This is a genomic window from Octadecabacter antarcticus 307, from assembly GCF_000155675.2.
In the GTDB taxonomy this organism is placed as follows: Bacteria; Pseudomonadota; Alphaproteobacteria; order Rhodobacterales; family Rhodobacteraceae; genus Octadecabacter; species Octadecabacter antarcticus.
On record NC_020911.1, the window covers coordinates 4,051,718 to 4,078,649 of the forward strand.

Sequence of the window (26,932 nt, forward strand, 5' to 3'; positions counted from 1 at the left end):
CGGCCTCTACCGCCCGTGCGATCCGTCATAGGCGTTCCGCTTGGGGGGCGACCATTGCGCCAGCGCACCTGCGACGGGCGTGCGCACATTCATTTTCAGCGGATGGCATGGTGCGGTGTCACTGGTGTGTTCTGATCCGCAATCCCCACCCGGACAGGCGCTCAGGACCGCTAGCAGGTCAATTTCTGCAAAGAATTCGATGTAGTCATCCGGCCTAACGGGGGACGCTTTCATGAAATACTGCCCTGTGTCGCGGGTAAAGCCGGTACACATAAAGACGTTCAGAACGTCGTGAACATGCGGTTCAGCGCCCGCCAACGACATGTCCAAATGATCCGCCAACGCGCGCATCAGATTGGAATGACAACAATGATGGTAATCACTGCCCTGCAATAACCGCCCCGTATAAGGATCGCAGCGCGTTCCAATGACGTCATGCACCGACCCGCCAAATTCATCGATCCCATACCAGTCAAGGGTATCCGCAACGATGGTTGCCATCGGGCGCAACTGTGGGAAAGACGACCACAATCGGTCCCCCGTTGTCACATGTGTGCCGTGGAGCGCACGGGTCTTGCCGGAATAAAACCGCTCGGTCAGATCATTGGCATTAAACAGGTTAAGATCACCCACCTGCGGGCCGTTGATGCACGTAATGCGCAGGAAAGACCCCGCCGGAACCTCGATGCAGGCAGCGTCGCGCGGGGCGGCTACCGCCTCAGCCACTAACGCGGCACCCTCCGCCGCATGCTGATACAGCGCCAAATCAGGCTGCGGTAAATCCGCAATCGGATAACAAACAACGGGCGCGACGGCCCGTCGCGCGGCGGCGTCACTTGGTTCTATCATTCTTTTCCCCTGCCTTTGTCTCATAAATATCCGCCCCTTATGTATCAAACGCAGCAACAATATAGCTAATCTTCCCACCCATTTAATTCACGATAGGGCATGCAGGATAAAACCATCAACAACGCTTTGTTAGGGATGTATCACACTAAAGATTGCTCGGGACCACGTCGCGGTGTCAGTGGGGCGCTGGGGCATTGTCGCGCCAAAGCGGATGCACAAATTGCAAGATATGACACGCAGGTGCGCGATTAAAAGGGCGTATATGGCCCTGTTGCGGCCAGAGGCTAAGGGTGTGGTGGTCAGGGCTTTGGGCTGAGTATACTATGGGAACATCACCAAACGTGGCGGCACAGATCATCAAAACTAAAATCTTAATCTCGCACACACACTCTTGATGCGCTTGATACATAGGGCGCAAATATTCCTCCCAGAAGGTCCCTCAGCATAAAAAAACGACGCCCCCTCTTCAGGAGCGTCGCCTTTCGTCTATCAAACTTAAACACGCGCGGCAGCGCACATTTCTTCAGACTTAAACCGTGCGGTCGATCATCATCTTTTTAACATTAGCAATCGCCGCGGCGGGATTCAGACCCTTCGGGCAGGTCTTGGCGCAGTTCATGATCGTGTGGCAGCGATACAATTTGAACGGATCTTCAAGGTCATCCAAACGCTCACCCGTCGCTTCGTCGCGGCTGTCGGTGATCCAGCGGTTTGCGGTCAAAAGCGCTGCGGGACCAAGGAATTTGTCGCCGTTCCACCAATAGCTTGGGCACGCGGTCGAACAACATGCGCACATCACGCATTCATACAGCCCATCCAGCTTTGCGCGATCCTCGATGGATTGCTTCCACTCCTTCGCGGGCTTGTTCGTCTTGGTCTCCAACCAAGGCTTGACAGATGCATGTTGCGCATAAAAATGCGTCAAATCAGGGATCAAATCTTTTATAACCGGCATATGCGGCAGCGGATAGATTCTGATGTCACCCTTGACCTCATCCATTCCGTAGATACAGGCCAGCGTGTTGATCCCGTCGATGTTCATCGCACAAGACCCGCAGATGCCTTCGCGACAAGACCGCCGGAACGTCAACGTTGGGTCAATATCACTTTTGATCTTGATCAACGCATCCAGAACCATCGGGCCGCAGGTGTCCATATCTACGAAATACGTGTCCAGACTAGGGTTCTTTTCGTCGTCCGGGCTCCAGCGATAGATTTGCACTTTGCGCAGGTTTTTGGCGCCTTCGGGTTTGGGCCATGTCTTGCCCATCGTCATGCGGGAATTCTTCGGCAGGGTCAGTTGAACCATGGATCGGCTCCTGTTGGGTTATGTGAGCGCGGATGTCGCGCAGGTCACGGTCTCGGGTCGGGCAAGGATGTTAGACACGAGGCTAATGTTTTCGGGTGTCGCGCCTTGCACACCCAGCGCAATAAGCTCTGCGCCGGATGCGTTGTCGATGATGCAATTGGTCAGCACGATTGCTGCTGGTCCGGGTATGGTTTCTGCCACGATGGGTCCGACGACGGCTTTAGCGGCTTCGCGGCCTGTATCCACAGCAACGATTTGCGCAACATCGCAGGCAGACAACGTCAGGGCGGCGGCTGTTAAGGCGTGGATCAGTTTCATAAGGTTTCTCCGTTTCTCAATTTAGCGCAGCAAGGGTGGGCGAATGGGGGCGGCGCCTGTGCGATCAAAGACGCATTGCGCGTAAACCTCAATTGGATCACGTCCGGCGATGAAATCAGATGACACACCAATTTCAAGACTACCGAACTCACCCGTTCTGCTATTGGTACCGACGCTGACACGTCCCGTCGGGCCTTGCGCGGCTCTTGCTTTGTCTTCGCAAATTTCCGCCACCCGTTCGGGGGATACCAAAGCAGGGGTGCACGCTGCGAGCGCCAGAAGTAGGAGTGCGGCGCGGTACATCAGAATGTCCGCACTTTCGGCGCAATCCGCTTAAGGTCGATGCCACCTTCTTTTTCAGTCGACAGCGGTTTGGTGATAACCGGACGATGGCTCAGCGTCACCTTTGCCCCGTCCACATGGCTTATCGTGTGAACGCGCCAGTTTTTGTCGTCGCGCGTCGCGTAATCCTCATGGGCGTGGGCACCACGGCTTTCCTTACGCGCCTCGGCACTGACAATCGTCGCCAGCGCGTTCGGCATCAAGTTACCCAACTCCAGCGTTTCCATAAGATCAGTGTTCCAAACAAGCGAACGATCCGTAACATGGATATCGTCCATCTTGCCCGTAATTGAAGTCATCTTTTCGACGCCTTCTTTCAGCGTCTTGTCAGTGCGGAATACGGCAGCGTCTTCTTGCATCGCCTTTTGCATCTCAAGACGCAGATCAGCCGTTGGATTGGCACCGTTTGCGTGGCGCAACTTGTCAAAACGATCAAACGCCTTATCGACAGACGGTTTGTGCGTCGCAGGGATCGCCGCATCGCGGTCAACAACAGTCCCCGCACGGATCGCAGCCGCGCGGCCAAACACCACAAGATCGATCAACGAATTTGACCCAAGGCGGTTCGCACCGTGCACAGACGCACAGCCCGCTTCGCCGACAGCCATCAAGCCCGGCACAACAGCGTTCGGGTTGTCTTTGGTCGGGTGCAACACCTCACCAAAGTAGTTCGTTGGGATGCCACCCATGTTGTAGTGCACTGTCGGCAGCACGGGAATTGGTTCTTTGTTCACATCAACGCCAGCAAAGATTTTCGCGGATTCAGAGATACCGGGCAGACGTTCTGCCAGCGCTTCTTTGGGCAGGTGGTTCAGGTTCAAGTGAATGTGATCTTTGCCCGCACCCACACCGCGCCCTTCGCGAATTTCCATCGTCATGCAGCGCGATACATAGTCCCGCGGCGCGAGGTCTTTGTAGTTTGGCGCATAGCGCTCCATGAACCGCTCGCCTTCACTGTTGGTCAAATAACCACCTTCGCCGCGCGCGCCCTCAGTAATCAAACAGCCGGACCCGTAAATGCCAGTCGGGTGGAACTGCACGAATTCCATGTCTTGCATGGGCAAACCAGCCCGCGCGGCCATGCCACCACCATCACCGGTACAGGTGTGCGCGGATGTCGCCGAGAAATAAGCGCGGCCATAACCGCCCGTCGCCAAAACAACCATCTTGGCGTTGAAAACGTGCATCGTGCCATCGTCGAGTTTCCAACAGACAACGCCTGTGCAAACCCCATCATCCGACATAATCAGATCAATGGCGAAGTATTCGATGTAGAATTCAGCCTTCTGTTTTAGCGACTGGCCGTACAGCGTGTGCAGGATTGCGTGGCCGGTCCGGTCGGCCGCCGCACAGGTACGCTGCACGGCAGGACCTTCGCCGAATTCGGTGGTGTGGCCACCAAACGGGCGCTGATAAATTTTGCCTTCTTCGGTGCGCGAAAACGGCACGCCGTAATGCTCAAGCTCGTAAACCGCCTTGGGCGCCTCGCGGGCAAGGTATTCCATCGCATCCGTATCGCCCAACCAGTCAGACCCTTTTACGGTGTCATACATGTGCCACTGCCAGCTGTCGGGCCCCATGTTGCCAAGGGACGCTGCAATGCCACCCTGTGCGGCAACCGTGTGGGATCGCGTCGGGAATACCTTGGAAATACAGGCCGTCCGCAGACCTTGTTCGGCCATACCCAGCGTCGCGCGCAAACCTGCACCGCCTGCACCAACAACAACACAATCATAGTCATGAGTTTCGTATTCGTATTCAGCCATGGGAAATTTCCAGTCTTAAAGCCAGTCTTAAAGAGCGATGCGCACTATAGCGAAAACACCAGCCGCAGCGGCGCCGTAGCTAAGGCAGATAGAGCCGATGATCAGCGCCTTGCGGGCGAAACCTTGTACGTAGTCCTCAATCAGGGTTTGCACACCACCTTTGAAATGTAGGAAGCCGACAAGCAGCGTCAGAATGCCGACAATCGACGGAAATGGCCGCGCGTAATAGGCGCTCGCGTCCGCGTAGGACATGCCAAGTGCCGCGCCGTAGGTGAACACGAACAGCGGAATCAAACCTGTCAGCGCCACAGACGACACAATCATCTGCCAATGGTGTTCTGTGCCAGACTTTGCGGACCCCATGCCAACAGCGCGTTTACGATCAGTCAAAAATGCCATGATGCCAGCCCCCTACAGTACGATGACGGTGAAAATGGTCAGCAGAACCGACACAAGAATGATGAGCTGGCCCGCACGCTCCGACGATTGCACGTCCAGCATATGACCACTGTCCCAGATCAGATGCCGTACGCCAGCGAGCGAGTGATACCAAAGGGCTGCGACTGAACCGAACATGATAAGGTCGCCAAACCAACTGGTCATAAACCCGTTGGCGCGCGCGTATGCCTCTGGTCCGGATGCAAGTGCTGCGAACCACCACACGATCAACAGCGCACCAACGATCAACGCATTGCCCGTAAGCCGCGTAAAGATCGACGTCATAGACGTCCATTGCGGTCGATAGATCGTCAAATGTGGAGACAGCGGTCGTTTATCCCGGTTCACGTCGGCCATGTGTGGTCCTCAATTTGGTTACCCCGCGCCAGTATGCAACGGTATATATTGGACCCTTCTTAAAGGATTATGCGCCAGTGTCACGAAGCGGTCGCGCTAACAGGTGCGGAATCTTGTCGCGCTTTGGCGATTTCTTCAATTTGTGATCACAGTTTTGCGGCCAGTGATCACAAATAAACTTTATCTTAGGGCAATTCCCAAGCACGCCCCTCAGAAATCACCCCCATAGAAATTGGAATCGTCAGTTCACGGTAAAGTTTGCGGATGATCTGTTCAGGTCATTCATCCACGATTGCAAAACACGAAGCAGTCAGTGCCTCTCCGATTGCAGTTGAAAAATCGCGCCACAGGCAGGGCACGGTCGCGACCTCAAATGCAAAAGCATGCACGTCGTCGGGGTTGGTAGTTTTCGCCTAATTGATGACGACAGTTTGACGCCCCCTTCCGGTCCGTTGCGTCGGCGCGATCCGCCAGTGCCGCTGCCACCCCGTCCATCTGGATGCGGTATTCACGACCGTCCACCGACCCCGACACGTCCACGGCCAACGTCAATGCGATGTCGCAGGCAAACGCAGCGGGGGATGACAGGATATCGTTGTTAACAAACGCCAGCAGGAAGCCGATCACAGAGGCATCAGCGCCCAATAGTCCAAATCAAGCAACACATCGGGCAGGTATTTGCCATCCACGCCGCGCAATGCACCAACCGCGCCACCCTTTGTCGCCACCAGCCGCAAACGGATCGCGCCCACACCCGGCGCATCAGTTTTGGCAGTGTCCAAGACCTCAGACCACGCCCGCACTGTGTCGCCTGCAAAGCAGGGGTTGGCGTGCGCCCCTGCGTTGATCGCCACGACAAATTGCGCATTGGAAAGGCCATTGAACGTCAGCGCGCGCGCCAACGACATCACGTGCCCACCATAGATCAGGCGTTGTCCGTCAGGCCGCGATGTCACATCAAAATGCACCTTGGCCGTGTTCTGCCACAGGCGCGTTGCCAGCATATGTTCCGCTTCGGTCAGGGTTACACCGTCAACGTGATCGATGATCTCACCGGTTTTGTAGTCGCCAAGGCGGTGCGGCTCCCCCGCCAGTGGGAAATCGTATTCCGTGAAATCCAACCCCCGCGGGATCACCAAGTCGGACGCAGCAACCACGCCTGCCAGTTCAGGAATCACCGTATCAGGTGCCGGTGCGTCCAGATCACCCTTGCGCACCATCACCCAGCGCACGAACTGCATCACGACCGCGCCGTGTTGATTGGTGCCCGTGGTGCGCACATATAAAACGCCAGATTTGCCATTGGAATTCTGCTTCAATCCGATCACTTCGGAACTGGACCGGATTGTGTCACCCGGCCAAACAGACGCGAGCCAGCGGCATTCGGCGTAGCCCAAATTTGCAACGGCGTTCAGCGAAATATCCGGCACAGATTTACCGAACACGATGTGGAACGCGATCATGTCGTCCAGCGGGCTTTCGGCCAAGCCGCAGTTTTGTGCGAAAGCGTCTGACGAATGCAGCGCATGCTGCGCCGGATACAACATATGATACAGTGCGCGTTCGCCCCCCTGCACTGTACGCGGAACGGCGTGTTGGATGACCTCACCCAACCGGTAATCCTCAAAAAACCGACCCGAATTGGTTTTCGCCGCGCTCATTGTTGCCCAAGCTTCATATCGCGCGAATAAGCTGTATCCACGTCCTTTGTGACAGCCTGCCCCGCCCGCATCACCCCGTTGGCATGGTCATAAGCATAGGTCGGATCGCCATAAAGCACCCAACCCTTGGACAGCGCCAGACTGACCTTGTGGCAAAACTCGGATGTGTCGTCTTCGGTCAATAGACGGTAAATCAGCGGCATGTCTTATCCAAACGGGTTATAGCCGAGCCATATGTGAATGGCCGCGGCGATGCTGAAAACAACGAGCGTCGCCACAACAGCAATCACTTCAGATTTAATAGGTGGCGCATGATAGGCTCCGCGTGGGCCCGTCGCGCGGTTGATCAGAACCATTTTTGCCAGCGCCCAAATGCCAAGACCACCGAACAACACAAACGACGGTGTATCACCATTTACCAACAGATGCGCGACAGACCAGACCACAACAGACGTCAATTGCGGATGTCTAATCCAACGTGTGATGCGGGTTGATTTACCGGATGCGGCGAACAGATAAAACGCAAATATCATCAACAGATTGTTGATCCCCGTTCCAGCCCCGTTACGGCCCCAAAACACCATGCCATCTGCGGCGCGATACCCTAGAACCATCAGCACAATCGCAACGGCGGATGCGATCGCAACAATCGTGTTGCCTTTGTCGCCAAACGTGGCGCGGTGATCGGGGGCGACGCGTTTCCAGGCATGGGCGCCAACCCAAAGGTTCAGACCAAAGATAAGAACGATCATGAGGTTTCCAGTTTATTAATTGCGTCCGCTTTGGCCAACGTCGCGCGGGCAGTGACGATATGCAAGTTTTCAACGATCTTGCCGTCAACAACAGCGACCCCCTGCCCGCCCGCCTCAGCCTCGGCAAAGGCAGCAATCTGGCGCGTCGCCAGTTCAATTTCGCCCTGCGACGGCGCGAACGCGGCGTTCGCTGTCGCAATCTGTGCGGGATGGATCAGGCTTTTACCATCAAATCCGAAATCACGTCCCTGTTCACATTCAATTTTGAACCCGTCTTCATCCTTGAACGCATTATATACGCCATCAATGGCCACAATCCCATGCGCGCGCGCCGCCAACAAACACATCTGTAACGACGTCATCAACGCCGCGCGGGTTCGCGTGTTCAAATCCTTCGCCAAATCATTGGTGCCCATCACAAACCCTGCAATCTTGGGATGTGCCGCGATCTCAGCAGCGTTCAAAATTCCCAGCGGCGTTTCCATCATCGCCCAGATCGGCTTGTCGGTCAGCCGCGCCAGCGCATCCACATCCGCCGCGTTGTTCACCTTCGGCAGCAGCACCGCATCACACGCCATCGCGGTCGCGGCCATTGCATCATCCGCGCCCCAACCCGTGTCCAGACCGTTAATGCGCACAACGCGCAACCGATTGCCGTAGCCCCCCTTGCCCAACTCGTCGGCCAAAGTCGCCCTTGCCGCGACTTTTTCGTCCGGCGTGACTGCGTCCTCAAGGTCAAGCAGCAACACATCGACCGCCAGCCCCCGCGCTTTGTCCAGCGCACGCGGACGCGATCCGGGAATATATAGGGCAGATCGGTAGGGACGGGTCATGGCAGTGTCCTTGTAATAATATTGCGCGGAAAGGGCCAGATTACTTTCGATCTTGCAAGCCGAAAATGCCGCGACGCAGCGCAACAGTCACCGTGCAAGGGCGTTAACCATTTCTCAAAGGTTAACAGCGCAAACTTGATAACAGAATTTCACCATAATTTCCCGGATCTATCCGGCCCACGTTTAGGAGAGACCATTGGCCTTTAAAATGCTGACATGTGCTGTCGTTCTGTTTGCCTCAACCGCCTCAGCCCAGTCGCACAATTGCGCGGATCATGCGATGGTCGTTGATCGGCTGGCGTCCGGTTACGGTGAAACACGCCAGTCCATTGGCATCGGCGCGGACAACACCGTGGTCGAAGTCTTTGCGTCGCTGGAAACAGGAACATGGACAATCGCAGTCACGCAGGCCGGTGGGCCGACCTGCCTTGTCGCCAGCGGGGCTGCGTTTCAGGTTCTCGCAGAACCCCTGCCCAACACCGATAGCGGCGCTTAACCCAACACCCCATCCCAGATCAATTTACATGAAATCGCCAATAGCGCCCATGTGACGATGCCAAAGAAAACCTTGTCAGGCAGCACGCGTATCAGACGGTAGCCGACGTAAACGCCAATCACCGCAGGGGCCAATAACATCGCTGCAACGCGCAAGTTTTGTGGATCGAATTGCCCCAAAAAGTAATAGGGCACGACCTTCGTGAGGTTCATCATCGCAAAAACGATTGTCGTCGTGCCTGCAAAAGCCAATTTGGTCAGGCCCATCGGCATGGTCCAGATTTGCCAGGGCGGGGCCCCTGCATGGCTTACAAAACTGGTAAAACCCGCAATTGTTGTCCAAAAAACGCCGCGCGCCCATGTCGGCGCGCGCGGCGCCGCGTCTGCCCTGTGACGCAGTAAAAAATTCAGCGCAAACAAAGCCCCAATCACACCAATCAGCACCCGCACCAGATTTTCGGACACAATTTCGGCTGTCGCCCAGCCAATCGAGCAACCGAAAATCGTTCCCACAGCTGCGATTTTCAGCAGGTCACGGCGAAACTGATGGCGGTAGGCCCAGACCCCGAAAATATCCGAAAACAAGAATACTGGCAGCAACAGCCCTGCCGCCGTTACAGGTGAAATAACCAGTGAAAGAACAGGCACTGCCAACATCGAAAATGCCGGCAATCCGCCTTTGGAAAGGCCGGTGCAAACCGCTGCGACCACGGCCAACGACCAAAAGAGTGTTCCATCCACGACGTGGCCTTTCTGCAAAGGTAAAAATTGGGGGAATCACATGCCGGACACGATCCGTGCCGCCAATCCGACTTCATTTTGGGCCAACGTTAACGCAAACATTTACCTACAAACAATGCCCTGAGACGATCAAAGTCGCGCCGCAGCGCAGCACGCTTGCACGGGCGGGCCCAAAGGATTAGGCAAGCCCCAATTAAAATAAGACCAAATCCCGAACGACAAAGGACCCATTCAAAATGGCCAGACCTAAAATTGCTCTGATCGGCGCCGGCAACATCGGCGGCACCCTCGCCCACCTCGCAGCAGTCAAAGAACTCGGCGATGTGATCTTGTTCGACATCGCTGACGGATTGCCACAAGGCAAAGCCCTCGACATCGCAGAATCCGGCCCCTCCGAAGGCTTTGATGCGAAGATGTCCGGCACATCCGATTATGCCGACATCGCTGGCGCAGACGTGTGCATCGTCACCGCAGGCGTGGCACGCAAGCCAGGCATGTCGCGCGACGACCTGCTGGGCATCAACCTTAAGGTTATGAAATCTGTCGGGGCCGGCATTGCGGAACACGCGCCGAACGCATTTGTGATCTGCATCACCAACCCGCTTGATGCGATGGTTTGGGCGCTGCGCGAATTTTCCGGCCTGCCGCACCATATGGTTTGTGGCATGGCAGGTGTGCTGGACTCAGCGCGTTTCCGCCACTTCCTCGCCGAGGAATTCGGCGTGTCGATGCGCGACGTCACTGCGTTTGTTCTGGGTGGTCACGGCGACACAATGGTCCCACTTGCCCGTTATTCCACAGTTGGTGGCATTCCTCTGCCCGACCTCATCGACATGGGCTGGACGACACAAGACAAGCTCGACGCGATCATCCAGCGCACCCGCGACGGCGGCGCTGAGATCGTTGGTTTGCTGAAAACAGGGTCTGCGTACTACGCCCCTGCGACATCCGCGATTGAGATGGCGGAAGCCTTCCTCAAGGATCAAAAACGCGTTCTGCCCTGTGCCGCCTACGTTGACGGCGCTTTGGGCTTGAATGGCATGTATGTCGGCGTGCCGACAGTCATCGGCGCTGGTGGCGTTGAACGGGTCATTGATATCAAGATGAACAGAGACGAACAGGCCATGTTCGACAGCTCTGTAGGTGCCGTCAAAGGCCTCGTGGATGCGTGCAAGGGCATCGATCCTTCGCTGACCTAAACACAACAAAGTGCTAAAGAAATTCAAAGGCGTCCCGTTTGGGGCGCCTTTTTTGCGAAAGCTCGCCAAACTATAAACGGTTTCCACATCGCGACTGGCAACAGGCCCAGCGTGCCCCAGTTTAAGGTGGCATAAACCATTTTGGCGTTAACCGATTCTACATTTGTGATCACACAATTTATTACTGTGATCACAAATGTCGCTTTTCGGCCTATTTGCCGAAAAAGCCATTCGTCACGCACGTTTAACAGGTCTATAGCGATATCAACGCTTATCAGACCGAAGGACGGATTTATGAATATCCACGAATATCAGGCCAAGGCGCTTCTTGCATCTTACGGGGCACCTGTCAGCGATGGCCGCGCTGTCCTCAAGGCAGAAGACGCCAAAACCGCCGCGAGCGAATTGGACGGGCCACTTTGGGTCGTCAAGGCCCAGATCCACGCAGGTGGTCGCGGCAAGGGTCATTTCAAAGAAGCCGGCGCTGGCGAAGCTGGCGGCGTGCGTCTGACCAAATCGGTTGGCGAAGCCGCTGACGAAGCCAAAAAGATGTTGGGCCGCACCTTGGTCACCCATCAAACGGGTCCGGCTGGCAAGCAGGTCAACCGCGTCTACATCGAAGACGGCGCTGATATCGAGTCCGAATTCTACCTTGCACTATTGGTGGATCGCCAGACATCCCGCATCGGCTTCGTTGTATCGACCGAAGGCGGCATGGACATCGAAGAAGTCGCAGCCAACACCCCAGAAAAGATCATCAACTTTACCGTCGATCCTGCGACTGGTTATCAGGCGTTTCACGGCCGCCGCGTCGCCTTCACGCTCGGCCTCAAGGGTCAGCAGGTCAAACAATGCGTTAACCTGATGGGGCTGCTGTACAAAGCATTCGTCGAAAAAGACATGGAGATGCTTGAGATCAATCCGCTGATCGTCACCAATGCAGGTGATCTTAAAGTTCTTGACGCGAAAGTGTCATTTGACGGCAACGCGATCTACCGCCACCCCGACATCGCCAGCTTGCGCGATGAAACCGAAGAAGACCCCAAAGAACTCGCCGCCTCAAAATTCGATCTAAACTACATCGCGCTTGACGGCGAAATTGGTTGCATGGTCAACGGCGCGGGCCTTGCGATGGCGACGATGGACATCATCAAATTGTATGGTGCAGAACCCGCAAACTTTTTAGACGTGGGCGGCGGCGCAACCAAAGAAAAGGTCACTGAAGCCTTCAAAATCATCACCTCCGACCCACAGGTCAAAGGCATTCTGGTCAACATCTTCGGCGGTATCATGCGCTGTGACGTCATCGCCGAAGGCGTGGTCTCTGCCGTCAAAGAAGTCGGCCTGAAGGTTCCACTGGTTGTGCGGCTTGAGGGCACGAACGTGGATGAGGGCAAAGCCATCATCAACAACTCCGGTTTGGACGTGATCGCAGCGGATGATTTGAAAGATGGTGCTGAAAAGATTGTTAAGGCTGTGAAAGGATAAAGCGTTGTCACTGCTTCTAAAAGTAATGGCCACCGCTTTAACAGACGATGTTGCCACTGTGCCCAAGATGAAGTCTGCGACTTTATCGGACGGTGATGCTGGAACCACAGTATATGTCTGGCTTGGCGATGATCTGGAAAGCAAAAGCGCACTTTATGCCGTGGGCCAGCTTTCGGCATTCGAGTCACTAAAAGTGCCGCAGGTTCGTGACCCTTCAAAACAAAAAGACGCCTATAGAATCGTTCTTGCTGGACTTACGACTAAGGTCTTTCATCCGCTTTCGACCGATGACTTAGGCCCTTATCGATATGTCGAAGATGCTGACGGCATTGAAAGCCTTGGCCGCATCCACCGAGATCGAAACGATAAAATCATTCGCCTTACAGGCGCCGAAGCAACCGTTCTCGCTGAACGATTCAATATCTAAGGAGCCAAACACAATGGCCATTCTCATCGACGAAAACACCAAAGTCATCTGTCAGGGCCTCACTGGCTCGCAGGGCACGTTCCATTCCGAACAGGCAATTGCATACGGCACCAAAATGGTCGGCGGCGTCACCCCCGGTAAGGGTGGTCAGACGCACCTCGACCTGCCGATTTTCAATTCCGTCCACGAGGCGATGCATGTAACTGGGGCCAACGCCTCCGTCATCTATGTGCCGCCGCCGTTCGCAGCCGATTCCATCCTCGAAGCGATCGACGCCGAGATGGAGCTGATCATCTGCATCACCGAAGGCATCCCCGTGCTCGATATGATGAAGGTCAAACGCGCGCTAGAAGGCTCCAAATCCCGCCTGATTGGGCCAAACTGCCCCGGTGTGATCACGCCCAATGCCTGCAAAATCGGCATCATGCCCGGCCACATCCACAAACGTGGATCAGTCGGTGTTGTGTCGCGTTCTGGCACGCTAACCTATGAGGCGGTCAAGCAGACCAGCGACAGCGGCCTTGGCCAATCAACAGCCGTCGGCATTGGCGGCGACCCGATCAAGGGCACCGAACATATCGATATCCTCAACATGTTCCTCGACGACGACGAGACACATTCGATGATTATGATCGGCGAAATTGGTGGTTCCGCAGAAGAAGAAGCCGCTGAATTCCTGACCGCGCAAAAGAAAAAAGGCCGCTGGAAACCCACGGCTGGTTTCATCGCAGGCCGCACCGCCCCTCCGGGACGTCGCATGGGCCACGCTGGTGCCATCGTGGCAGGCGGCAAAGGCGACGCTGAAAGCAAGATCGAAGCGATGAAAAAAGCTGGTATTATTGTGGCCGATAGCCCCGCGACGCTGGGCGAGGCTGTATTGAAGGCGATTGGATAAGAACCCATCGGGCGGGTGCACTGCACCCGCCCAAACTAGGACCGACTTTCAATGAATCTAATTGAAGCTACAAAATACTGTTTCTTGAACGCTCTGAAGTTTTCAGGCCGCGGTGGTCGCCACGAGTATTGGAACTTCATACTATTCCTGTTCATCGCCTCTTGTATTCTGGTGGTCATTAACTCGGTTGTTTTTGGCCCCGCCGTAGAAACAGAGATGCGCATATCCATTGATAGCAATGGTCAGCGGACCGAAGGCATCGTCACAACACAAAGCTACAATGGCGGTATTTTGGGGACAGGATTTTTCGTTCTTACACTGCTCCCGTCAGTCAGTGCTGCAGTTCGTAGGCTGCACGATATAGACCGATCAGGGTTCTATCTACTGACGCCGTTTGCTGGCTTTGCAACCTTTGCAGTGATCGGAATGATTTTCTCACAACAGACCGCCATCGATCGCGCATTTTTGCCTGCCGGTGCAGATGATGTTTTCATTAGTATGCCATCGAGCATCCCAGCGTATCTACTCGGCGGCGCTATCGCATTAGGCGGGATCATAGTGACCTTAATCTGGCTCGCACGCGCTTCCCAAGCTAACGATAACCGTTTCGGCCCCAACCCCAATGAGGCATCCTCATGACTGACCAATCCTCCAACGACCAATTCCACGCATCGTCCTTTATGCAAGGGCACAACGCGGAATATATTGAACAGCTTTATGCGCGATATGCGGATGATCCGAACGCGGTCGATGAAAGCTGGCACGCGTTTTTCAAATCCTTGGGCGATGCACCAGAGGACGCCCGCGCAGAGGCCGCAGGCCCGTCTTGGGCGCGCGCAGATTGGCCACCGATCCCGAACGGTGATCTGACGGCGGCGCTGGATGGTCAGTGGGCCGCAGAGCCCGCGGCCGCTGGACAAAAAATCAAAGACAAAGCCGCGTCCAAGGGCGTTGAAGTTTCCGATGAACAGATCCGCAACGCGGTGCTGGATTCGATCCGCGCGCTGATGATCATCCGCGCCTACCGGATCAGGGGCCATCTTGTGGCCGACCTCGACCCGCTCGGCATGCGCGACGAGACCCCGCACCCCGAACTCGACCCTGCGTCCTACGGGTTCAAGCCTGCAGATATGGATCGTCCGATCTTTATCGACAACGTGCTCGGCCTCGAAGTGGCGTCGATGAACGATATCCTCGCCATTGTGCAGCGGACCTATTGCAGCACGTTTGCGTTGCAATACATGCACATCTCCAACCCGCAAGAAGCCGCATGGCTGAAGGAACGCATCGAGGGTCTGGGCAAAGAAATCACCTTCACAAAGCAAGGACGTAAGGCGATCCTGAACAGCCTTGTTCAGGCCGAAGGGTTTGAGAAATTCTTGCACGTCAAATACATGGGCACCAAACGGTTCGGTCTGGACGGTGGCGAAAGCCTGATCCCAGCGATGGAACAGATCATCAAACGCGGTGGCCAACTTGGTATGCGCGATATCGTGATCGGTATGCCGCACCGTGGCCGCCTTAGTGTGCTCGCCAATGTGATGAAGAAGCCCTATCGCGCGATTTTCAACGAATTTCAGGGCGGGTCATCCAGCCCCGAAGATGTCGACGGATCGGGCGACGTGAAATACCACCTCGGCGCGTCATCTGATCGTGATTTTGACGGCAATTCTGTGCACCTGTCACTCACCGCGAACCCGTCCCACCTTGAGGCGGTGAACCCTGTTGTGCTGGGTAAAGTGCGCGCCAAACAGGACCAGACTAACGATAGCGACCGCACGAAATCCATGGCAATATTGTTGCACGGCGACGCGGCGTTCGCGGGTCAGGGTGTTGTGGCCGAAGGGTTCGGCCTGTCCGGTCTTCGCGGCCACCGCACTGGCGGCACCATGCACATTGTGGTGAACAACCAGATCGGTTTTACCACCGCACCGCACTTCTCGCGCTCCTCCCCCTATCCAACCGACATCGCGCTGATGGTTGAAGCGCCGATTTTTCACGTCAACGGTGACGACCCAGAAGCAGTGGTGCACGCCGCCCGCGTCGCCACAGAATTTCGCCAAAAGTTCCACAAAGACGTGGTGCTAGATATCATTTGTTACCGCCGCTTCGGTCATAACGAAGGCGACGAGCCGATGTTCACCAACCCGTTGATGTACAAAAAGATCAAACAGCAAAAGACCACGCTAACGCTGTATACTGACCGCCTCGTCAAGGACGGCCTCGTGCCCGAGGGCGAGATCGAGGGTATGAAGGAAGAATTCCAGACATATCTTGCTACCGAATTCGATGCTGGCACGGATTACAAACCCAACAAGGCCGATTGGCTTGATGGAAAATGGTCCCACCTCGACAAGGTCGAGAAAGATAAATACCAACGTGGCAAAACATGGATCAAGGAAGAAACCTTTGATCAAATCGGTAAGGCGCTGACGACCGCGCCCGATGGCTTCCCATTGCACAAAACCTTGGGTCGTATCCTTGCCGCGAAAGCCAAGATGTTTGAATCTGGCGAAGGATTCGACTGGGCCACTGGCGAAGCACTGGCGTTCGGCTCGCTCCTCACCGAAGGCTATCCCGTGCGTCTGTCCGGACAGGACTCCGCGCGCGGTACATTCTCGCAACGCCATTCGGCTTTGATCAATCAGGACACCGAAGAACGCTACTACCCGCTCAACAATATCCGCGACGGGCAGGGCAACTTTGAGGTCATCGACTCCATGTTGTCGGAATACGCGGTTCTCGGCTTTGAATACGGCTACTCCCTCGCTGAACCCAACGCGTTGACCCTCTGGGAAGCGCAGTTCGGTGATTTCGCCAACGGCGCGCAGATTATGTTTGACCAGTTCATCAGTTCTGGTGAATCCAAATGGCTGCGTATGTCCGGCCTCGTCTGCCTGCTGCCCCACGGCTATGAGGGCCAAGGACCCGAACACTCATCGTCGCGCCTTGAACGGTTCCTGACCATGTGTGGCGGCGACAACTGGATCGTGGCAAATTGCACTACGCCCGCCAACTACTTCCACATCCTGCGCCGCCAATTGCATCGCAGCTACCGCAAACCGCTGATCATGATGACGCCGAAATCGCTGCTGCGCCATAAAATGGCCGTGTCCAAAGCTGAGGAATTCCAGGAAGGGTCAAGTTTCCACCGCGTCCTTTGGGACGACGCACAGCATGGCAATTCGGACACCACGTTGCAGCCGGATGACAACATCAAACGCGTCGTCATGTGTTCAGGCAAAGTCTATTTTGACCTGCTCGAAGAACGCGACGCACGCGGCATCGATGACGTTTACATCATGCGCTTTGAACAGTTCTACCCGTTCCCCGCCCAGTCCGCAGTCAAGGAACTTGAACGGTTCAAGAACGCGCATATGGTCTGGTGTCAGGAAGAACCCAAGAACCAAGGCGCTTGGTCGTTCATGGAACCTAATATCGAATGGGTCCTGACCCGCATCAAAGCCGACCATTCGCGCCCGAAATACGTAGGCCGCACCGCAGCAGCCTCGCCTGCAACGGGCCTTGCGTCGCGCCACAAAGCAGAACAAGCCGCACTCGTTGACGATGCGCTTACCGTTAAGGAAACAAAATAATGACCGAAGTCCGCGTCCCCACCCTTGGCGAAAGCGTCACAGAAGCAACCGTCGCCACATGGTTCAAAAAGCCCGGCGACAGCGTCGCGCAGGATGAAATGTTGTGCGAACTTGAGACCGACAAAGTGACCGTAGAGGTGCCGGCCCCCATCGCTGGCACCCTGTCCGAAATCGTTGCCGCCGAAGGTGATACCGTTGGCGTTGATGCGCTTCTGGCGCAGATCAGCGAAGCTGGCGAAGCGACGCCCGAACAGCCCAAGAAAAAGGAAGAAAACCCTACGAAGACGGCCCCTGAAACCGCAAAAGATCCTGTAGAAGCCATCGATGCGGGGCCCACAAACGTCACGGCACGCGAAAAGGGCAATAACATGAACATCATGGTCCCCACATTGGGCGAATCCGTGACCGAAGCGACAGTGTCCACATGGTTTAAAAAGCCCGGCGAAGCATTCGAGGCTGACGAAATGCTATGCGAACTTGAAACTGACAAAGTCAGCGTCGAAGTCCCCGCACCCGCCGCAGGGACACTTACCAAACTGCTGGCGCAAGAAGGCGACACCGTTGAGGCGGGCGGCAAACTCGCCATCATGTCCACCGACGCGTCAGCACCTGCCAACCCCGCACCCGCCACGGCCCCAGCAGCAGTGGCCGCTGCGGCGTCCACATCCAAAGACGTCGAAGACGCGCCCAGCGCCAAGAAATTGATGGAAGAAAACAACCTCACAGACGTCAAAGGCACCGGCAAAGATGGCCGCGTCATGAAAGAAGACGTGCTCAAGGCACTGGCAGCCCCCGCGCCAGCCGTGGTCACGGCTGCGCCACCCAAATCTAATTTGCGCGCACCTGTCGCTGCCAATCAGGACGCCCGCGAAGAACGCGTCAAGATGACCCGCCTGCGCCAGACCATCGCGCGCCGCCTGAAAGAAAGCCAAAATACCGCCGCCATGCTGACCACCTACAACGAGGTCGACATGACTGAGGTCATGGCATTGCGCAATGAATACAAAGACTTGTTTCTCAAAAAGCATGGCGTCAAACTTGGCTTTATGTCGTTCTTCACCAAGGCCTGCGTGCATGCCCTGAACGAAGTGCCCGAGGTCAACGCAGAAATCGACGGCACCGATGTGGTCTACAAAAAGTACGTCAACATGGGCATCGCCGCAGGCACGCCCACCGGTCTGGTCGTTCCCGTCATCAATGACGCCGACCAGATGTCATTCGCGGTGATCGAAAAATCCATCGCTGCCATGGGTGCCAAAGCCCGCGACGGCAAACTCACCATGGCCGAAATGCAGGGCGGTACGTTCACGATCTCCAACGGCGGCGTCTACGGCTCACTCATGTCGTCACCAATCCTGAACCCGCCGCAGTCCGGCATCCTTGGCATGCACAAAATCCAAGACCGCCCCATGGCGATCAACGGCGCCGTGGTGATCCGCCCGATGATGTACCTCGCGCTGAGCTACGACCACCGCATCGTCGACGGCAAAGGCGCCGTGACATTCTTGGTGCGGGTGAAAGAAGCACTTGAAGATCCACGTCGGTTGTTGATGGATTTGTAATGGTGGATGTCACCCACCGCACCTCTCAGGTAGGTGCAACTCACAAAGTCGCAGGTGTTAGATGACCGAAACTTATACAGCTAAAAAGGATCGATTTGACCGAGCGGACCAACTTGGCCTCGCGTTTATGCGAACCCTTATTTTGTTAAACGGCGGTGCAATACTGTCGGTGCTGACTTTTCTAGGAAATGCTTCCAGTCAAACCAATGTGACAATCCAAACCGGATGCATCATTAGCGCGATGATAGCTTTCTTGGTTGCTATCGTTGCCGTACTTCTTGGCTTGGGCGTTTCTTACACCTTCTATGCAATCAATGAACAATCTAGCTGGTCCCAATTTTGGAATAACTGGATTGTCCCATTTAACGCTGTGATGGGCCTGACTAGCTTATTTGGCTTCACCATTGGTCTAGTTTTGTTACTCTTGGGTGTTGAGCTACGATGACCCCAGAACTCACAATCCTCGCCCTCGCAGGCCTCCTCCAAACCCTCCAATTCGCCCTCATGGCGATCCCCGCAAACCTTGAACTTGGCCCAGCCAAAACCATGTCGGCGCGCGACCCTGACCGCATGGGCGGCAAGACCATGATCGAACAACTCTCCACCAAAACAAGCCGTCTTGCGCGTGCGATGAACAACCACTTTGAGGCGTTGATTTTCTTTACCCTCGCCGTAGTTGTCGTGCAAATGTCCGGCCAAAACACTGCCTTCACCGCCGCCTGCGCTTACGTTTACCTGATTGCGCGGATCGCTTATGTCCCCGCCTATTACTTCGGCCTCAGCCCATGGCGCAGCTATGTTTGGTGCATCGGCTTCGCTGCGACCCTCGCAATGATTATCTCCACGCTTATATAAGTCGCGTTGACATACAAGATGTGTACAGCTTGTGTACGCTGTGTGCCCACCTAAAATACCGCCAAACGACACGCCAAAAACCCAAAGGAATACCCCATGTCCAGTTATGACGTCATCATCATCGGCTCCGGCCCCGGCGGCTACGTTTGCGCCATTCGTTGCGCGCAATTGGGTCTGAAAACAGCCGTGGTCGAAGGCCGTGAAACGCTGGGTGGCACCTGTTTGAACATTGGCTGCATCCCGTCCAAGGCGCTGTTGCACGCGTCCCACATGCGGCACGAGGCCGAACATAATTTCGCGGCTATGGGCCTTAAGGGAAAGACTCAATCGGTCGATTGGAAACAGATGATGTCGTATAAAAACGAAACCATCGCTGCCAACACCAAAGGCATCGAATTTCTGTTTAAAAAGAATAAGATAGACTGGCTCAAGGGGTGGGGTTCAATCCCCGAAGCGGGCAAAGTCAAAGTCGGCGAAGACGTGCATGACGCCAAGAATATCATCATCGCATCTGGCTCCGAAGTGTCCTCCCTCAACGGTGTTGAGATCGACGAGAAGACCGTCGTGTCGTCAACCGGCGCGTTGGAATTGGCCAAGATTCCCAAAAAGATGATCGTGATCGGCGCAGGCGTGATCGGGCTTGAACTGGGCTCGGTTTACAAACGCCTCGGGGCCGCCGTCACAGTGATCGAATACCTTGATGCGATCACCCCCGGCATGGACGCCGAAGTGCAAAAGGCATTCAAAAAATTGCTTACAAAACAAGGGCTTGAATTCATTATGGGTGCCGCTGTGCAAGGCGTCGAAGCCAAGAACAACAAAGCCACAGTCAGCTATAAATTGCGCAAAGACGATAGCGAACACACCCTTGATGCCGACACCGTTCTGGTCTCCACGGGGCGGCGTCCGTTCACCGACGGGCTGGGCCTTGCCGCGCTGGGTGTTGAGATGTCGCAGCGCGGTCAGATCAAAACCGATGCCCATTATAAAACCAATATCGACGGGATTTATGCCCTTGGTGATTGCATCGACGGGCCAATGTTGGCGCATAAGGCCGAAGACGAAGGCATGGCCTGCGCAGAAGGCCTCGCTGGGCAGAAACCGCATGTTAACTATGGCGTGATACCAGGCGTCATCTACACCCATCCCGAGGTCGCCAATGTCGGCAAAACCGAAGAGCAGCTTAAAGAAGACGGACATGACTATAAGGTCGGCAAATTCAGCTTTATGGGCAACGGCCGCGCCAAGGCAAATTTCGCCGGGGACGGGTTTGTGAAAATTCTTGCAGATAAGGCAACCGACCGCATTTTGGGTGCGCATATCATTGGCCCCATGGCGGGTGATTTGATCCACGAAATCTGTGTGGCGATGGAATTTGGTGCAGCGTCTGAGGACCTCGCGCGCACCTGCCACGCCCACCCGACCTATTCAGAGGCCGTGCGCGAAGCCGCACTTGCCTGCGGTGACGGCGCGATCCACGCCTAACTGGTTTAGCCTGCACCAACCACCGGGCCCGTTTAATGTTTCGTTAACAATCAGGGGCCCGTTAGTGTTTCGTTAATCATTAAGACAACAACATCACGGGCGGTGCCGAAAATGGCCCGCCCACAGTCCAATCAGCGTCATATCTGTGCCGCAAGTGCCGTGCATACCTGCCTCAAATGACGCCTGAAAGGTATGCAATGCAAAAATTTATATCTGTGACCGCCCTCATCTTAGGGATGACCGTCGCGTCCGCAGCGCAAGCTGGCGCAGTACGTTGGGGCGAAGACTTGCGCTTTGTGGCTGAAACCTCGATCCCAAAGGCGGACGGTACTGGCACCGTTTCCTTGTGTCATCTCGTTGATTTTGCAAAGGTTTTATTTGTGCCTGTCTACACAACGGTTCAAGGCTATGCGTTGTCCAATGACGGATGCACTGGCAACAGCTTTCGCAAAGTAACACCTGAAGATTTCGCCGTCTTGCAACTCTCCAGCCTTGTTCCCATGACGCTTCCCCCAATCGCATCAGCCAATCTGACCTCTCTCATCTGGGGCCACGCATGGCTCGTGGTGGGCGTTCTTGGGCTTTTGTTTCGCGCAATGCGGGCTGTTTTGGGCCGCTCGCGTTGCCCCCGTAAATCAGGCGCTCCTGATCTGTTGGCGATCCACTCCCTCGTGGCGATGTCGCAAGTCGCGATCGCGGACGGTCGCCTTGATGATGCTGAAGTGCAGCAGATCGCCAAAATTCTGACGCGGTTGACGGGTAAAACCTACACGCCGCAACAGGTTATGGACATGCTCAGTAAACTAAATCCTTCGCCGTCCGATATTGAACAAGTCGGGCAAGACCTGTCCGATAAGGATCGCCAGATTGTGCTAGAGGCGGCGCTGAATATCGCAGTCGCGGATGGTGAAATTTATCCGAATGAATACGCCGTGGTGTCGGATCTGGCACAGCGGATGCGCATCGGCGCGGGTCCATTTCGCAGCGCTCTGGTGCGTATTTCTGCTCATCTGCAAACTGTTCAGGCCACTTAGACTTTCAACATTCGCAGGCCTTGCGTCGCATCCGCACGCACAGCCAGCTTCAAACTCGCTTCATCCCCCGCCTTTAGCGCCGCGAGGATAAGTTTGTGGTTTCGGGGCGGCTCTGTGCGCCGCAACCGACCATAGAGTTTGGACATCGTGGGCCCAAGTTGCAGCCAAACCGTCTCTGCCATGGCGAGCATTGCTGGCGCTTGAGCCCTTAAATACAACGTGCGGTGAAATTCCAGGTTGAGCCGGATATACCCCGGTGCATCCTGGCGCGCGATCACCGACGCCACGCGATTGTTGATCTCTTCCAGCCGGTCAATCAGTGCCATGTGCGCGCGCGGCAATGCCCGTGCTGCCAATTCCGGTTCTAACAAAGCGCGCAATGTCGCCAATTCTTCGATCCGTTCATTGGACAATTCCGGCGTTGATACCCGCCCCGATGACGATAATGACAACGCGCCTTCGGCCACCAACCGCCGCCCTGCTTCCCGGGCTGGGGTCATCGACACGCCAAACTCCTTACCAATTCCGCGAAGCGTAAGCGCCTGCCCGGGGTCAATCTCGCCGTGCATAATGCGCGATCGAAGGGCGCGGTAAACACGGTCATGGGCAGCACCCGTCGGCTTGGTCGCTTCGGATTGGATCAACATAGGGCGCTTGTGATCACATCAGAACGGTAGGTCAATCAAAACGTATGCGGTGCAACGCCCCACCGTGCGTGCGCAACCATGTTCGGCATTCCTTATGCGTTGGATACAACCGCTCAACAGCGGCCCAAAATCGCGGGCTGTGGTCCATATGCTGCAAATGCGCAACCTCATGCGCCGCAACGTAATTGAGCACCTCTGGCGGGGCCATGATCAGGCGCCACGAATACATCAAATCGCCTGCCGATGAACACGACCCCCAGCGTGATCTCGTATCGCGCAAACTGATCCGCCCGTAGGGTTTCCCCAAAGCCTGCGAATAACGGTCAGACGCATCCGCCAAAGCATCGCGCGCCCGCAATTTCAGGAACGCTGCGACACGTTTGGCTGTTTTCGCTGGATCATCGGGTAAGACCAGCACGCCGCTCACCAGTCGCGCCCGTTTCACGTCACCAGCCACAAGCGGCAGTTCAGCGCCCCTGAGCAGGACCGTCCCACCGATCTGCACCTGCACGTCAGGTTCAATCGCGGCCAAATGACCGCGCAACCACGCCTCACGCTCATACAGGAACGCCAAGCCTTCGCGCTCCGGCACGCGGTGTGGCAACGTCAGCGTCGCCCGACCATCCAGACGCGATATGCGCAACGACAACCGCCGCGCCCGCGTAGATCGCCGCAACAGCACCTCCACAGGGGGGTTGCCTTCAAGGATCAAACGTCCCATATCCGCCTTTCATATTTACCCGCGCCAATAGCCTTTGACTCGACTTGTGTCTTATGGCAGTTGGCGACGACACGGCCAAGTGGCCTGCGCTGTCCAAAGGAATATCAAATGCCAAAGGAAGAGTGGGGCACGAAACGCCTCTGCCCGACCACCGGAAAACGGTTCTATGACTTGAACGCTGATCCGATCATCAGCCCCTACACGGGTGAAACCGTTGTGGTGGAAACCGGCAAGACCCGCACCATGGTCGCCGACGCTGCTGACGCCCAGACCAAGGCGAAGGAAGAAGAGGCGGAAGACGACGATCTCGTGCTCGACGATGACGAGGACGACGATGATACAAATCTGGGTGACGACGTTCTAGAAGATGATGACGACGACACAGTCCCCCTGGACGAAATCGCCGATGTCGCCGCACCGGACGACGATTCCTAATACCCGTTCAATTTTTGGGGTTTTAGGGCGGGATTTTCTCTTGATCTCGCCCGCCCCCCTGCGTAAAGAAATCTTACGTCTAACCTCGCTGCGAAAGCAGCCACTTACGACGGGGAACGACACCCTACTATTAGGGGCATTAGCTCAGCTGGGAGAGCGCCTGCATGGCATGCAGGAGGTCAGCGGTTCGATCCCGCTATGCTCCACCATTCCCTTTTATTTCAGTGACTTAGAGAAGCGTTAGAATGGTGTGCCACGAAAGTGGAGCACGACAATGCGTCTAAACTCATACTTATCGCACTCGCGACATGGCATCTTTTATTTCCGCTGGCCCCTGCCAAGCTGCGAATTCAATGCTAAACGGGCTTCCTTTCGGATGTCTTTGAGGACACGGTGCCCCAAACGTGCTGGGCAACTTGCTAGGCATCTGGCATCCTGCGGTGATGCCTTCCTGCACAAAAAGGCTTCATCCGACATGCGGCACGATGAACTTAGGGCACTGGTCCATAAATACTTCAAAAACGCGTTGGCGACCCAGCGGGATCGGCTTGATGCGGATGGCCCGATGTCCGCACGAGAACTTGCGCCCGTTGAAACCTCTCAGGCGCTAGCTGAGGCATCCGAAGAAGAGTTCTGGAGCATCTGCACCCAGAAGGCACAGACGCCTTCCTGCGGCAATTCTGCAAGGCCAGTGGTATTCCTCAGTCAGAAGCCACTACCAACCCTGCAAGAGTGACGCGTGAATACAAGCTAGCCTACCGTGACGTGCTCAGAGCATGGGAAAAGCACCGGCTTTCACTGGAGAATTACGACTACACTGAACAGAGCAGCAGCGATACACTTACCGGCGAAGCGGCCTTTTTGGCAGCGTCAAACGATGTAGTTTGAGAGCGTTCCAAAAAGGAGGGTTTTTGGCACACCCACCCTGTCAGGGTTGCGAGCAGTAATGTGACGTCTAGTGATCAAATTTTCTAGTTGCATATTCATAGATTAGATAATCTTCACAGTGAAAATCCCGAAGCTCACTCATTTTCTTGGAACTAAGATGAATGGCTGGCTTTTGATCATTCACGTTTGCAGTAGGTATTTCCATATTATTAGTCTTATATAATCTGAGCTCCTCGAGGCATCGTTCAACAGATTTTTCTAAATTTTCTTGCACGCCAATGGGCTTTGTTGCACAAATCGGGTTGAGGTCGTACTTCCCCTAAAACCGGACGGATTTAGCCTACGGCCTCTGTCTTGGGGATGCCAAGCGCTGTGAAGCCGTTTAGGATCGCAGCACGGATTTGGATCTCCGCAACCTGCCGATCAAAGTCACGCGCTGAGAGGCGCTGACCCAGTAATTTCACACAATGCATCTTTGTCTCAACGCGGCTTCTGCGGTGATATCCGGTCACCTGTCGCCACAACGCGGAGCCTAGATACTTTGAGGCTCGCACTGCTTCGTTGCGCGCTCTGGCCCCGGGTGTGTCGTGCTTCCATAACTTGGCATTCTTGCGCGGCGGTATGACGGCGTGGGCATTTCGCGCGGCAATCGCATCGTAGCATTTGCGGGTGTCGTATGCCCCGTCGGCTGTGACGCTACCGAGTTCCTGATCAGCGGGGATCTGATTGAGCAGGTCAGGCAACATGGGCGCGTCCCCGATGCTGCTGTTAGTGACCTCGACGGCCCGTATTTCCAGCGTTTGTTCATCAATCCCAATATGTATCTTGCGCCACAACCGCCGTTTGGGTCCACCGTGCTTGCGTGCGTTCCATTCTCCTTCGCCCTCAGCCTTGATGCCTGTACTATCTATCAGCAGGTGCAGTGGTCCGGTTGAGCCCTTGTACGGGATGGCCACCGATAACGTCCTCTGACGGCGACATAAGGTACTGAAATCCGGCACTGACCAGTTCAGACCGGCAAGCTTGAGAAGGCTTTCTACAAATCCAGCCGTCTGCCTCAACGGCAAACCGAACAGCACTTTGAGGGTCAGGCAGGCTTGTATCGCCGCATCGCTGTAGGCTTGTTGGCGTCCCCGCCGCCCTGAAGGCACAGCCTCCCACGTCATCCCCGCGTCAAACCAGATCGAAAGCGATCCCCGCATCTTCAGTGAAAAATTGTACTCAGCCCAGTTCCGGGTCTTATACTTTGTAGGTATCCAGCTGCTCATAACCGCCAGCTATCACGCTGGATTCATACAGTGAATCCTCGTGACGCGATTTGTGCAACAAAGCCACGCCAATGTATAAAAAGTAGCTCAATGGAGTTTGGGTTAGGTACTGCGCATAAAAATTTCTCATTTCGCTACAAAAAGCAAAATCTACAAAATCCCAATTTTCACGTTTCATTTTCCACCAAAGGTAATGGTCAGAAAAGTCACCCGCGCTCCAAAACTCGTAGTGTGAATGCAATCTCCGAATGGGATCTTGGAGAATTGTTACCAATTTATAATTACCCTCAATACTAGAGTTTTCACCAATATATTTAACAGGGAAAAATGCCCATAGATAATATTATCATCTTGCGCCGGTGCTGGGTTTATTAGGTGTTCGAGGACCACCTTGGATCGTTCTGGTTCAGGAATTTTAAAAAAACTATGGTAGTCTTTTTCAGTAAATTGGGCATAGTTTTATCAATATAATTTCTTACAGATGTGCCCGCACACTTTGGCATATGGAGAAATAATTTCATCTAGAGATCCTTTTCGTTCGGTACTGGAATGGTGGTGGGCATTACTTGGC

Annotated in this window: 31 protein-coding genes and 1 tRNA gene; 15 read left to right on the top strand and 17 right to left on the bottom strand. The window is 55.2% G+C overall.

From position 1 onward, the window contains the following. Positions 1–6: 6 nt before the first annotated feature. The 12 genes from OAN307_RS20755 to OAN307_RS20810 form a co-directional block, all read right to left on the bottom strand. Positions 7–849 (bottom strand): urea carboxylase-associated family protein, encoded by an 843-nt coding sequence (locus OAN307_RS20755; RefSeq protein WP_015501463.1) that lies wholly within the window; start codon positions 847–849, stop codon positions 7–9. A 529-nt stretch (positions 850–1,378) separates the two neighbouring features. Beyond that, on the bottom strand, positions 1,379–2,158 hold the full coding sequence (locus OAN307_RS20760) for a succinate dehydrogenase iron-sulfur subunit (RefSeq protein WP_015501464.1): 780 nt from the start codon (positions 2,156–2,158) through the stop codon (positions 1,379–1,381). Between the two features lie 18 nt (positions 2,159–2,176). Continuing rightward, positions 2,177–2,476 carry a hypothetical protein gene (locus OAN307_RS20765; RefSeq protein ID WP_044044163.1) on the bottom strand — a complete coding sequence of 100 codons (300 nt, stop codon included), beginning with the start codon at positions 2,474–2,476 and terminating at the stop codon, positions 2,177–2,179. A 21-nt stretch (positions 2,477–2,497) separates the two neighbouring features. Further along, entirely contained in the window at positions 2,498–2,779 is a 282-nt protein-coding gene (locus OAN307_RS20770) for a hypothetical protein (RefSeq protein WP_015501465.1), read from the bottom strand. After that, positions 2,779–4,584: a succinate dehydrogenase flavoprotein subunit gene (sdhA, locus tag OAN307_RS20775; protein WP_015501466.1), complete on the bottom strand. Its 1,806-nt coding sequence runs from the start codon at positions 4,582–4,584 to the stop codon at positions 2,779–2,781. Before sdhA ends, OAN307_RS20770 begins: the two co-directional genes overlap by 1 nt. Before the next feature lie 27 nt (positions 4,585–4,611). After that, a complete protein-coding gene (gene sdhD, locus OAN307_RS20780; RefSeq protein ID WP_015501467.1) occupies positions 4,612–4,983 on the bottom strand; it encodes a succinate dehydrogenase, hydrophobic membrane anchor protein in 372 nt (123 codons plus the stop codon). A 12-nt stretch (positions 4,984–4,995) separates the two neighbouring features. Beyond that, on the bottom strand, positions 4,996–5,379 hold the full coding sequence (gene sdhC / locus OAN307_RS20785; protein WP_015501468.1) for a succinate dehydrogenase, cytochrome b556 subunit: 384 nt from the start codon (positions 5,377–5,379) through the stop codon (positions 4,996–4,998). Positions 5,380–5,748: 369 nt separating this feature from the next. Further along, the gene (locus tag OAN307_RS20790) at positions 5,749–6,006 is read right to left on the bottom strand and encodes a DUF1194 domain-containing protein (protein WP_015501469.1); all 258 of its coding nucleotides are present in this window, start codon (positions 6,004–6,006) and stop codon (positions 5,749–5,751) included. Continuing rightward, on the bottom strand, positions 6,003–7,040 hold the full coding sequence (locus OAN307_RS20795; protein ID WP_015501470.1) for a MaoC family dehydratase: 1,038 nt from the start codon (positions 7,038–7,040) through the stop codon (positions 6,003–6,005). The genes OAN307_RS20790 and OAN307_RS20795 overlap by 4 nt, the downstream gene beginning before the upstream one ends. Continuing rightward, positions 7,037–7,243: a DUF1737 domain-containing protein gene (locus tag OAN307_RS20800; RefSeq protein WP_015501471.1), complete on the bottom strand. Its 207-nt coding sequence runs from the start codon at positions 7,241–7,243 to the stop codon at positions 7,037–7,039. The genes OAN307_RS20795 and OAN307_RS20800 overlap by 4 nt, the downstream gene beginning before the upstream one ends. Before the next feature lie 3 nt (positions 7,244–7,246). Next, positions 7,247–7,792 carry an NnrU family protein gene (locus OAN307_RS20805; protein WP_015501472.1) on the bottom strand — a complete coding sequence of 182 codons (546 nt, stop codon included), beginning with the start codon at positions 7,790–7,792 and terminating at the stop codon, positions 7,247–7,249. After that, entirely contained in the window at positions 7,789–8,625 is an 837-nt protein-coding gene (locus OAN307_RS20810) for an HpcH/HpaI aldolase/citrate lyase family protein (RefSeq protein ID WP_015501473.1), read from the bottom strand. The genes OAN307_RS20805 and OAN307_RS20810 overlap by 4 nt, the downstream gene beginning before the upstream one ends. A gap of 196 nt (positions 8,626–8,821) precedes the next feature. Here OAN307_RS20810 and OAN307_RS20815 point away from each other — a divergent pair, with 196 nt between their 5' ends. After that, positions 8,822–9,121: a hypothetical protein gene (locus OAN307_RS20815; RefSeq protein ID WP_015501474.1), complete on the top strand. Its 300-nt coding sequence runs from the start codon at positions 8,822–8,824 to the stop codon at positions 9,119–9,121. On the opposite strand, the gene OAN307_RS20820 is transcribed toward OAN307_RS20815, so the two are convergent. Next, a complete protein-coding gene (locus OAN307_RS20820; protein ID WP_015501475.1) occupies positions 9,118–9,861 on the bottom strand; it encodes a sulfite exporter TauE/SafE family protein in 744 nt (247 codons plus the stop codon). The two genes, OAN307_RS20815 and OAN307_RS20820, sit on opposite strands and share 4 nt — an antisense overlap. A gap of 236 nt (positions 9,862–10,097) precedes the next feature. On the opposite strand from OAN307_RS20820, the gene mdh reads away from it, so the two are divergent. The 11 genes from mdh to OAN307_RS20880 all read left to right on the top strand — a co-directional run bounded on the left by mdh (position 10,098) and on the right by OAN307_RS20880 (position 22,402). After that, complete coding sequence (mdh, locus tag OAN307_RS20825; protein WP_015501476.1) at positions 10,098–11,060, top strand: malate dehydrogenase; 963 nt, start codon at positions 10,098–10,100, stop codon at positions 11,058–11,060. A 294-nt stretch (positions 11,061–11,354) separates the two neighbouring features. Further along, positions 11,355–12,548 (top strand): ADP-forming succinate--CoA ligase subunit beta, encoded by a 1,194-nt coding sequence (gene sucC / locus OAN307_RS20835; RefSeq protein WP_015501477.1) that lies wholly within the window; start codon positions 11,355–11,357, stop codon positions 12,546–12,548. A gap of 4 nt (positions 12,549–12,552) precedes the next feature. After that, complete coding sequence (locus OAN307_RS20840; RefSeq protein ID WP_144055653.1) at positions 12,553–12,975, top strand: hypothetical protein; 423 nt, start codon at positions 12,553–12,555, stop codon at positions 12,973–12,975. A 13-nt stretch (positions 12,976–12,988) separates the two neighbouring features. Next, on the top strand, positions 12,989–13,870 hold the full coding sequence (gene sucD, locus OAN307_RS20845; RefSeq protein WP_015501479.1) for a succinate--CoA ligase subunit alpha: 882 nt from the start codon (positions 12,989–12,991) through the stop codon (positions 13,868–13,870). A gap of 51 nt (positions 13,871–13,921) precedes the next feature. Continuing rightward, positions 13,922–14,509: a DUF805 domain-containing protein gene (locus tag OAN307_RS20850; protein ID WP_044044173.1), complete on the top strand. Its 588-nt coding sequence runs from the start codon at positions 13,922–13,924 to the stop codon at positions 14,507–14,509. Continuing rightward, complete coding sequence (locus tag OAN307_RS20855; protein WP_015501481.1) at positions 14,506–17,466, top strand: 2-oxoglutarate dehydrogenase E1 component; 2,961 nt, start codon at positions 14,506–14,508, stop codon at positions 17,464–17,466. Before OAN307_RS20850 ends, OAN307_RS20855 begins: the two co-directional genes overlap by 4 nt. Further along, positions 17,463–19,028 (top strand): 2-oxoglutarate dehydrogenase complex dihydrolipoyllysine-residue succinyltransferase, encoded by a 1,566-nt coding sequence (gene odhB / locus OAN307_RS20860; protein ID WP_044044175.1) that lies wholly within the window; start codon positions 17,463–17,465, stop codon positions 19,026–19,028. The genes OAN307_RS20855 and odhB overlap by 4 nt, the downstream gene beginning before the upstream one ends. A gap of 61 nt (positions 19,029–19,089) precedes the next feature. After that, positions 19,090–19,473, top strand: a complete 384-nt coding sequence (locus OAN307_RS20865) for a hypothetical protein (RefSeq protein WP_015501483.1) — start codon at positions 19,090–19,092, stop codon at positions 19,471–19,473. After that, the gene (locus OAN307_RS20870) at positions 19,470–19,883 is read left to right on the top strand and encodes an MAPEG family protein (RefSeq protein WP_044044178.1); all 414 of its coding nucleotides are present in this window, start codon (positions 19,470–19,472) and stop codon (positions 19,881–19,883) included. Before OAN307_RS20865 ends, OAN307_RS20870 begins: the two co-directional genes overlap by 4 nt. 96 nt (positions 19,884–19,979) lie before the next feature. Beyond that, positions 19,980–21,368 (top strand): dihydrolipoyl dehydrogenase, encoded by a 1,389-nt coding sequence (lpdA, locus tag OAN307_RS20875; RefSeq protein WP_015501484.1) that lies wholly within the window; start codon positions 19,980–19,982, stop codon positions 21,366–21,368. 215 nt (positions 21,369–21,583) lie between these two features. Then, positions 21,584–22,402, top strand: a complete 819-nt coding sequence (locus OAN307_RS20880; protein WP_187292506.1) for a tellurite resistance TerB family protein — start codon at positions 21,584–21,586, stop codon at positions 22,400–22,402. On the opposite strand, the gene OAN307_RS20885 is transcribed toward OAN307_RS20880, so the two are convergent. Both OAN307_RS20885 and OAN307_RS20890 read right to left on the bottom strand, forming a co-directional pair. After that, positions 22,399–23,049 carry a GntR family transcriptional regulator gene (locus tag OAN307_RS20885; RefSeq protein ID WP_015501486.1) on the bottom strand — a complete coding sequence of 217 codons (651 nt, stop codon included), beginning with the start codon at positions 23,047–23,049 and terminating at the stop codon, positions 22,399–22,401. The genes OAN307_RS20880 and OAN307_RS20885 overlap by 4 nt on opposite strands. Before the next feature lie 31 nt (positions 23,050–23,080). Next, positions 23,081–23,770: a M48 family metallopeptidase gene (locus OAN307_RS20890; protein ID WP_015501487.1), complete on the bottom strand. Its 690-nt coding sequence runs from the start codon at positions 23,768–23,770 to the stop codon at positions 23,081–23,083. Between the two features lie 108 nt (positions 23,771–23,878). On the opposite strand from OAN307_RS20890, the gene OAN307_RS20895 reads away from it, so the two are divergent. The 3 genes from OAN307_RS20895 (at position 23,879) to OAN307_RS20905 (ending at position 24,941) form a co-directional block, all read left to right on the top strand. Further along, positions 23,879–24,205: a TIGR02300 family protein gene (locus tag OAN307_RS20895; RefSeq protein WP_015501488.1), complete on the top strand. Its 327-nt coding sequence runs from the start codon at positions 23,879–23,881 to the stop codon at positions 24,203–24,205. Positions 24,206–24,338: 133 nt separating this feature from the next. After that, positions 24,339–24,414 (top strand) — tRNA-Ala (locus OAN307_RS20900). A 266-nt stretch (positions 24,415–24,680) separates the two neighbouring features. Further along, complete coding sequence (locus tag OAN307_RS20905) at positions 24,681–24,941, top strand: hypothetical protein (RefSeq protein ID WP_144055654.1); 261 nt, start codon at positions 24,681–24,683, stop codon at positions 24,939–24,941. A gap of 487 nt (positions 24,942–25,428) precedes the next feature. Here the strand turns inward: OAN307_RS20905 and OAN307_RS20910 are convergent, their stop codons facing one another. Further along, entirely contained in the window at positions 25,429–26,361 is a 933-nt protein-coding gene (locus tag OAN307_RS20910) for an IS5-like element ISOan4 family transposase (protein WP_015500679.1), read from the bottom strand. Next, positions 26,333–26,539 (bottom strand): hypothetical protein, encoded by a 207-nt coding sequence (locus OAN307_RS29210; protein WP_187292507.1) that lies wholly within the window; start codon positions 26,537–26,539, stop codon positions 26,333–26,335. Before OAN307_RS29210 ends, OAN307_RS20910 begins: the two co-directional genes overlap by 29 nt. Between the last annotated feature and the right edge of the window lie 393 nt (positions 26,540–26,932).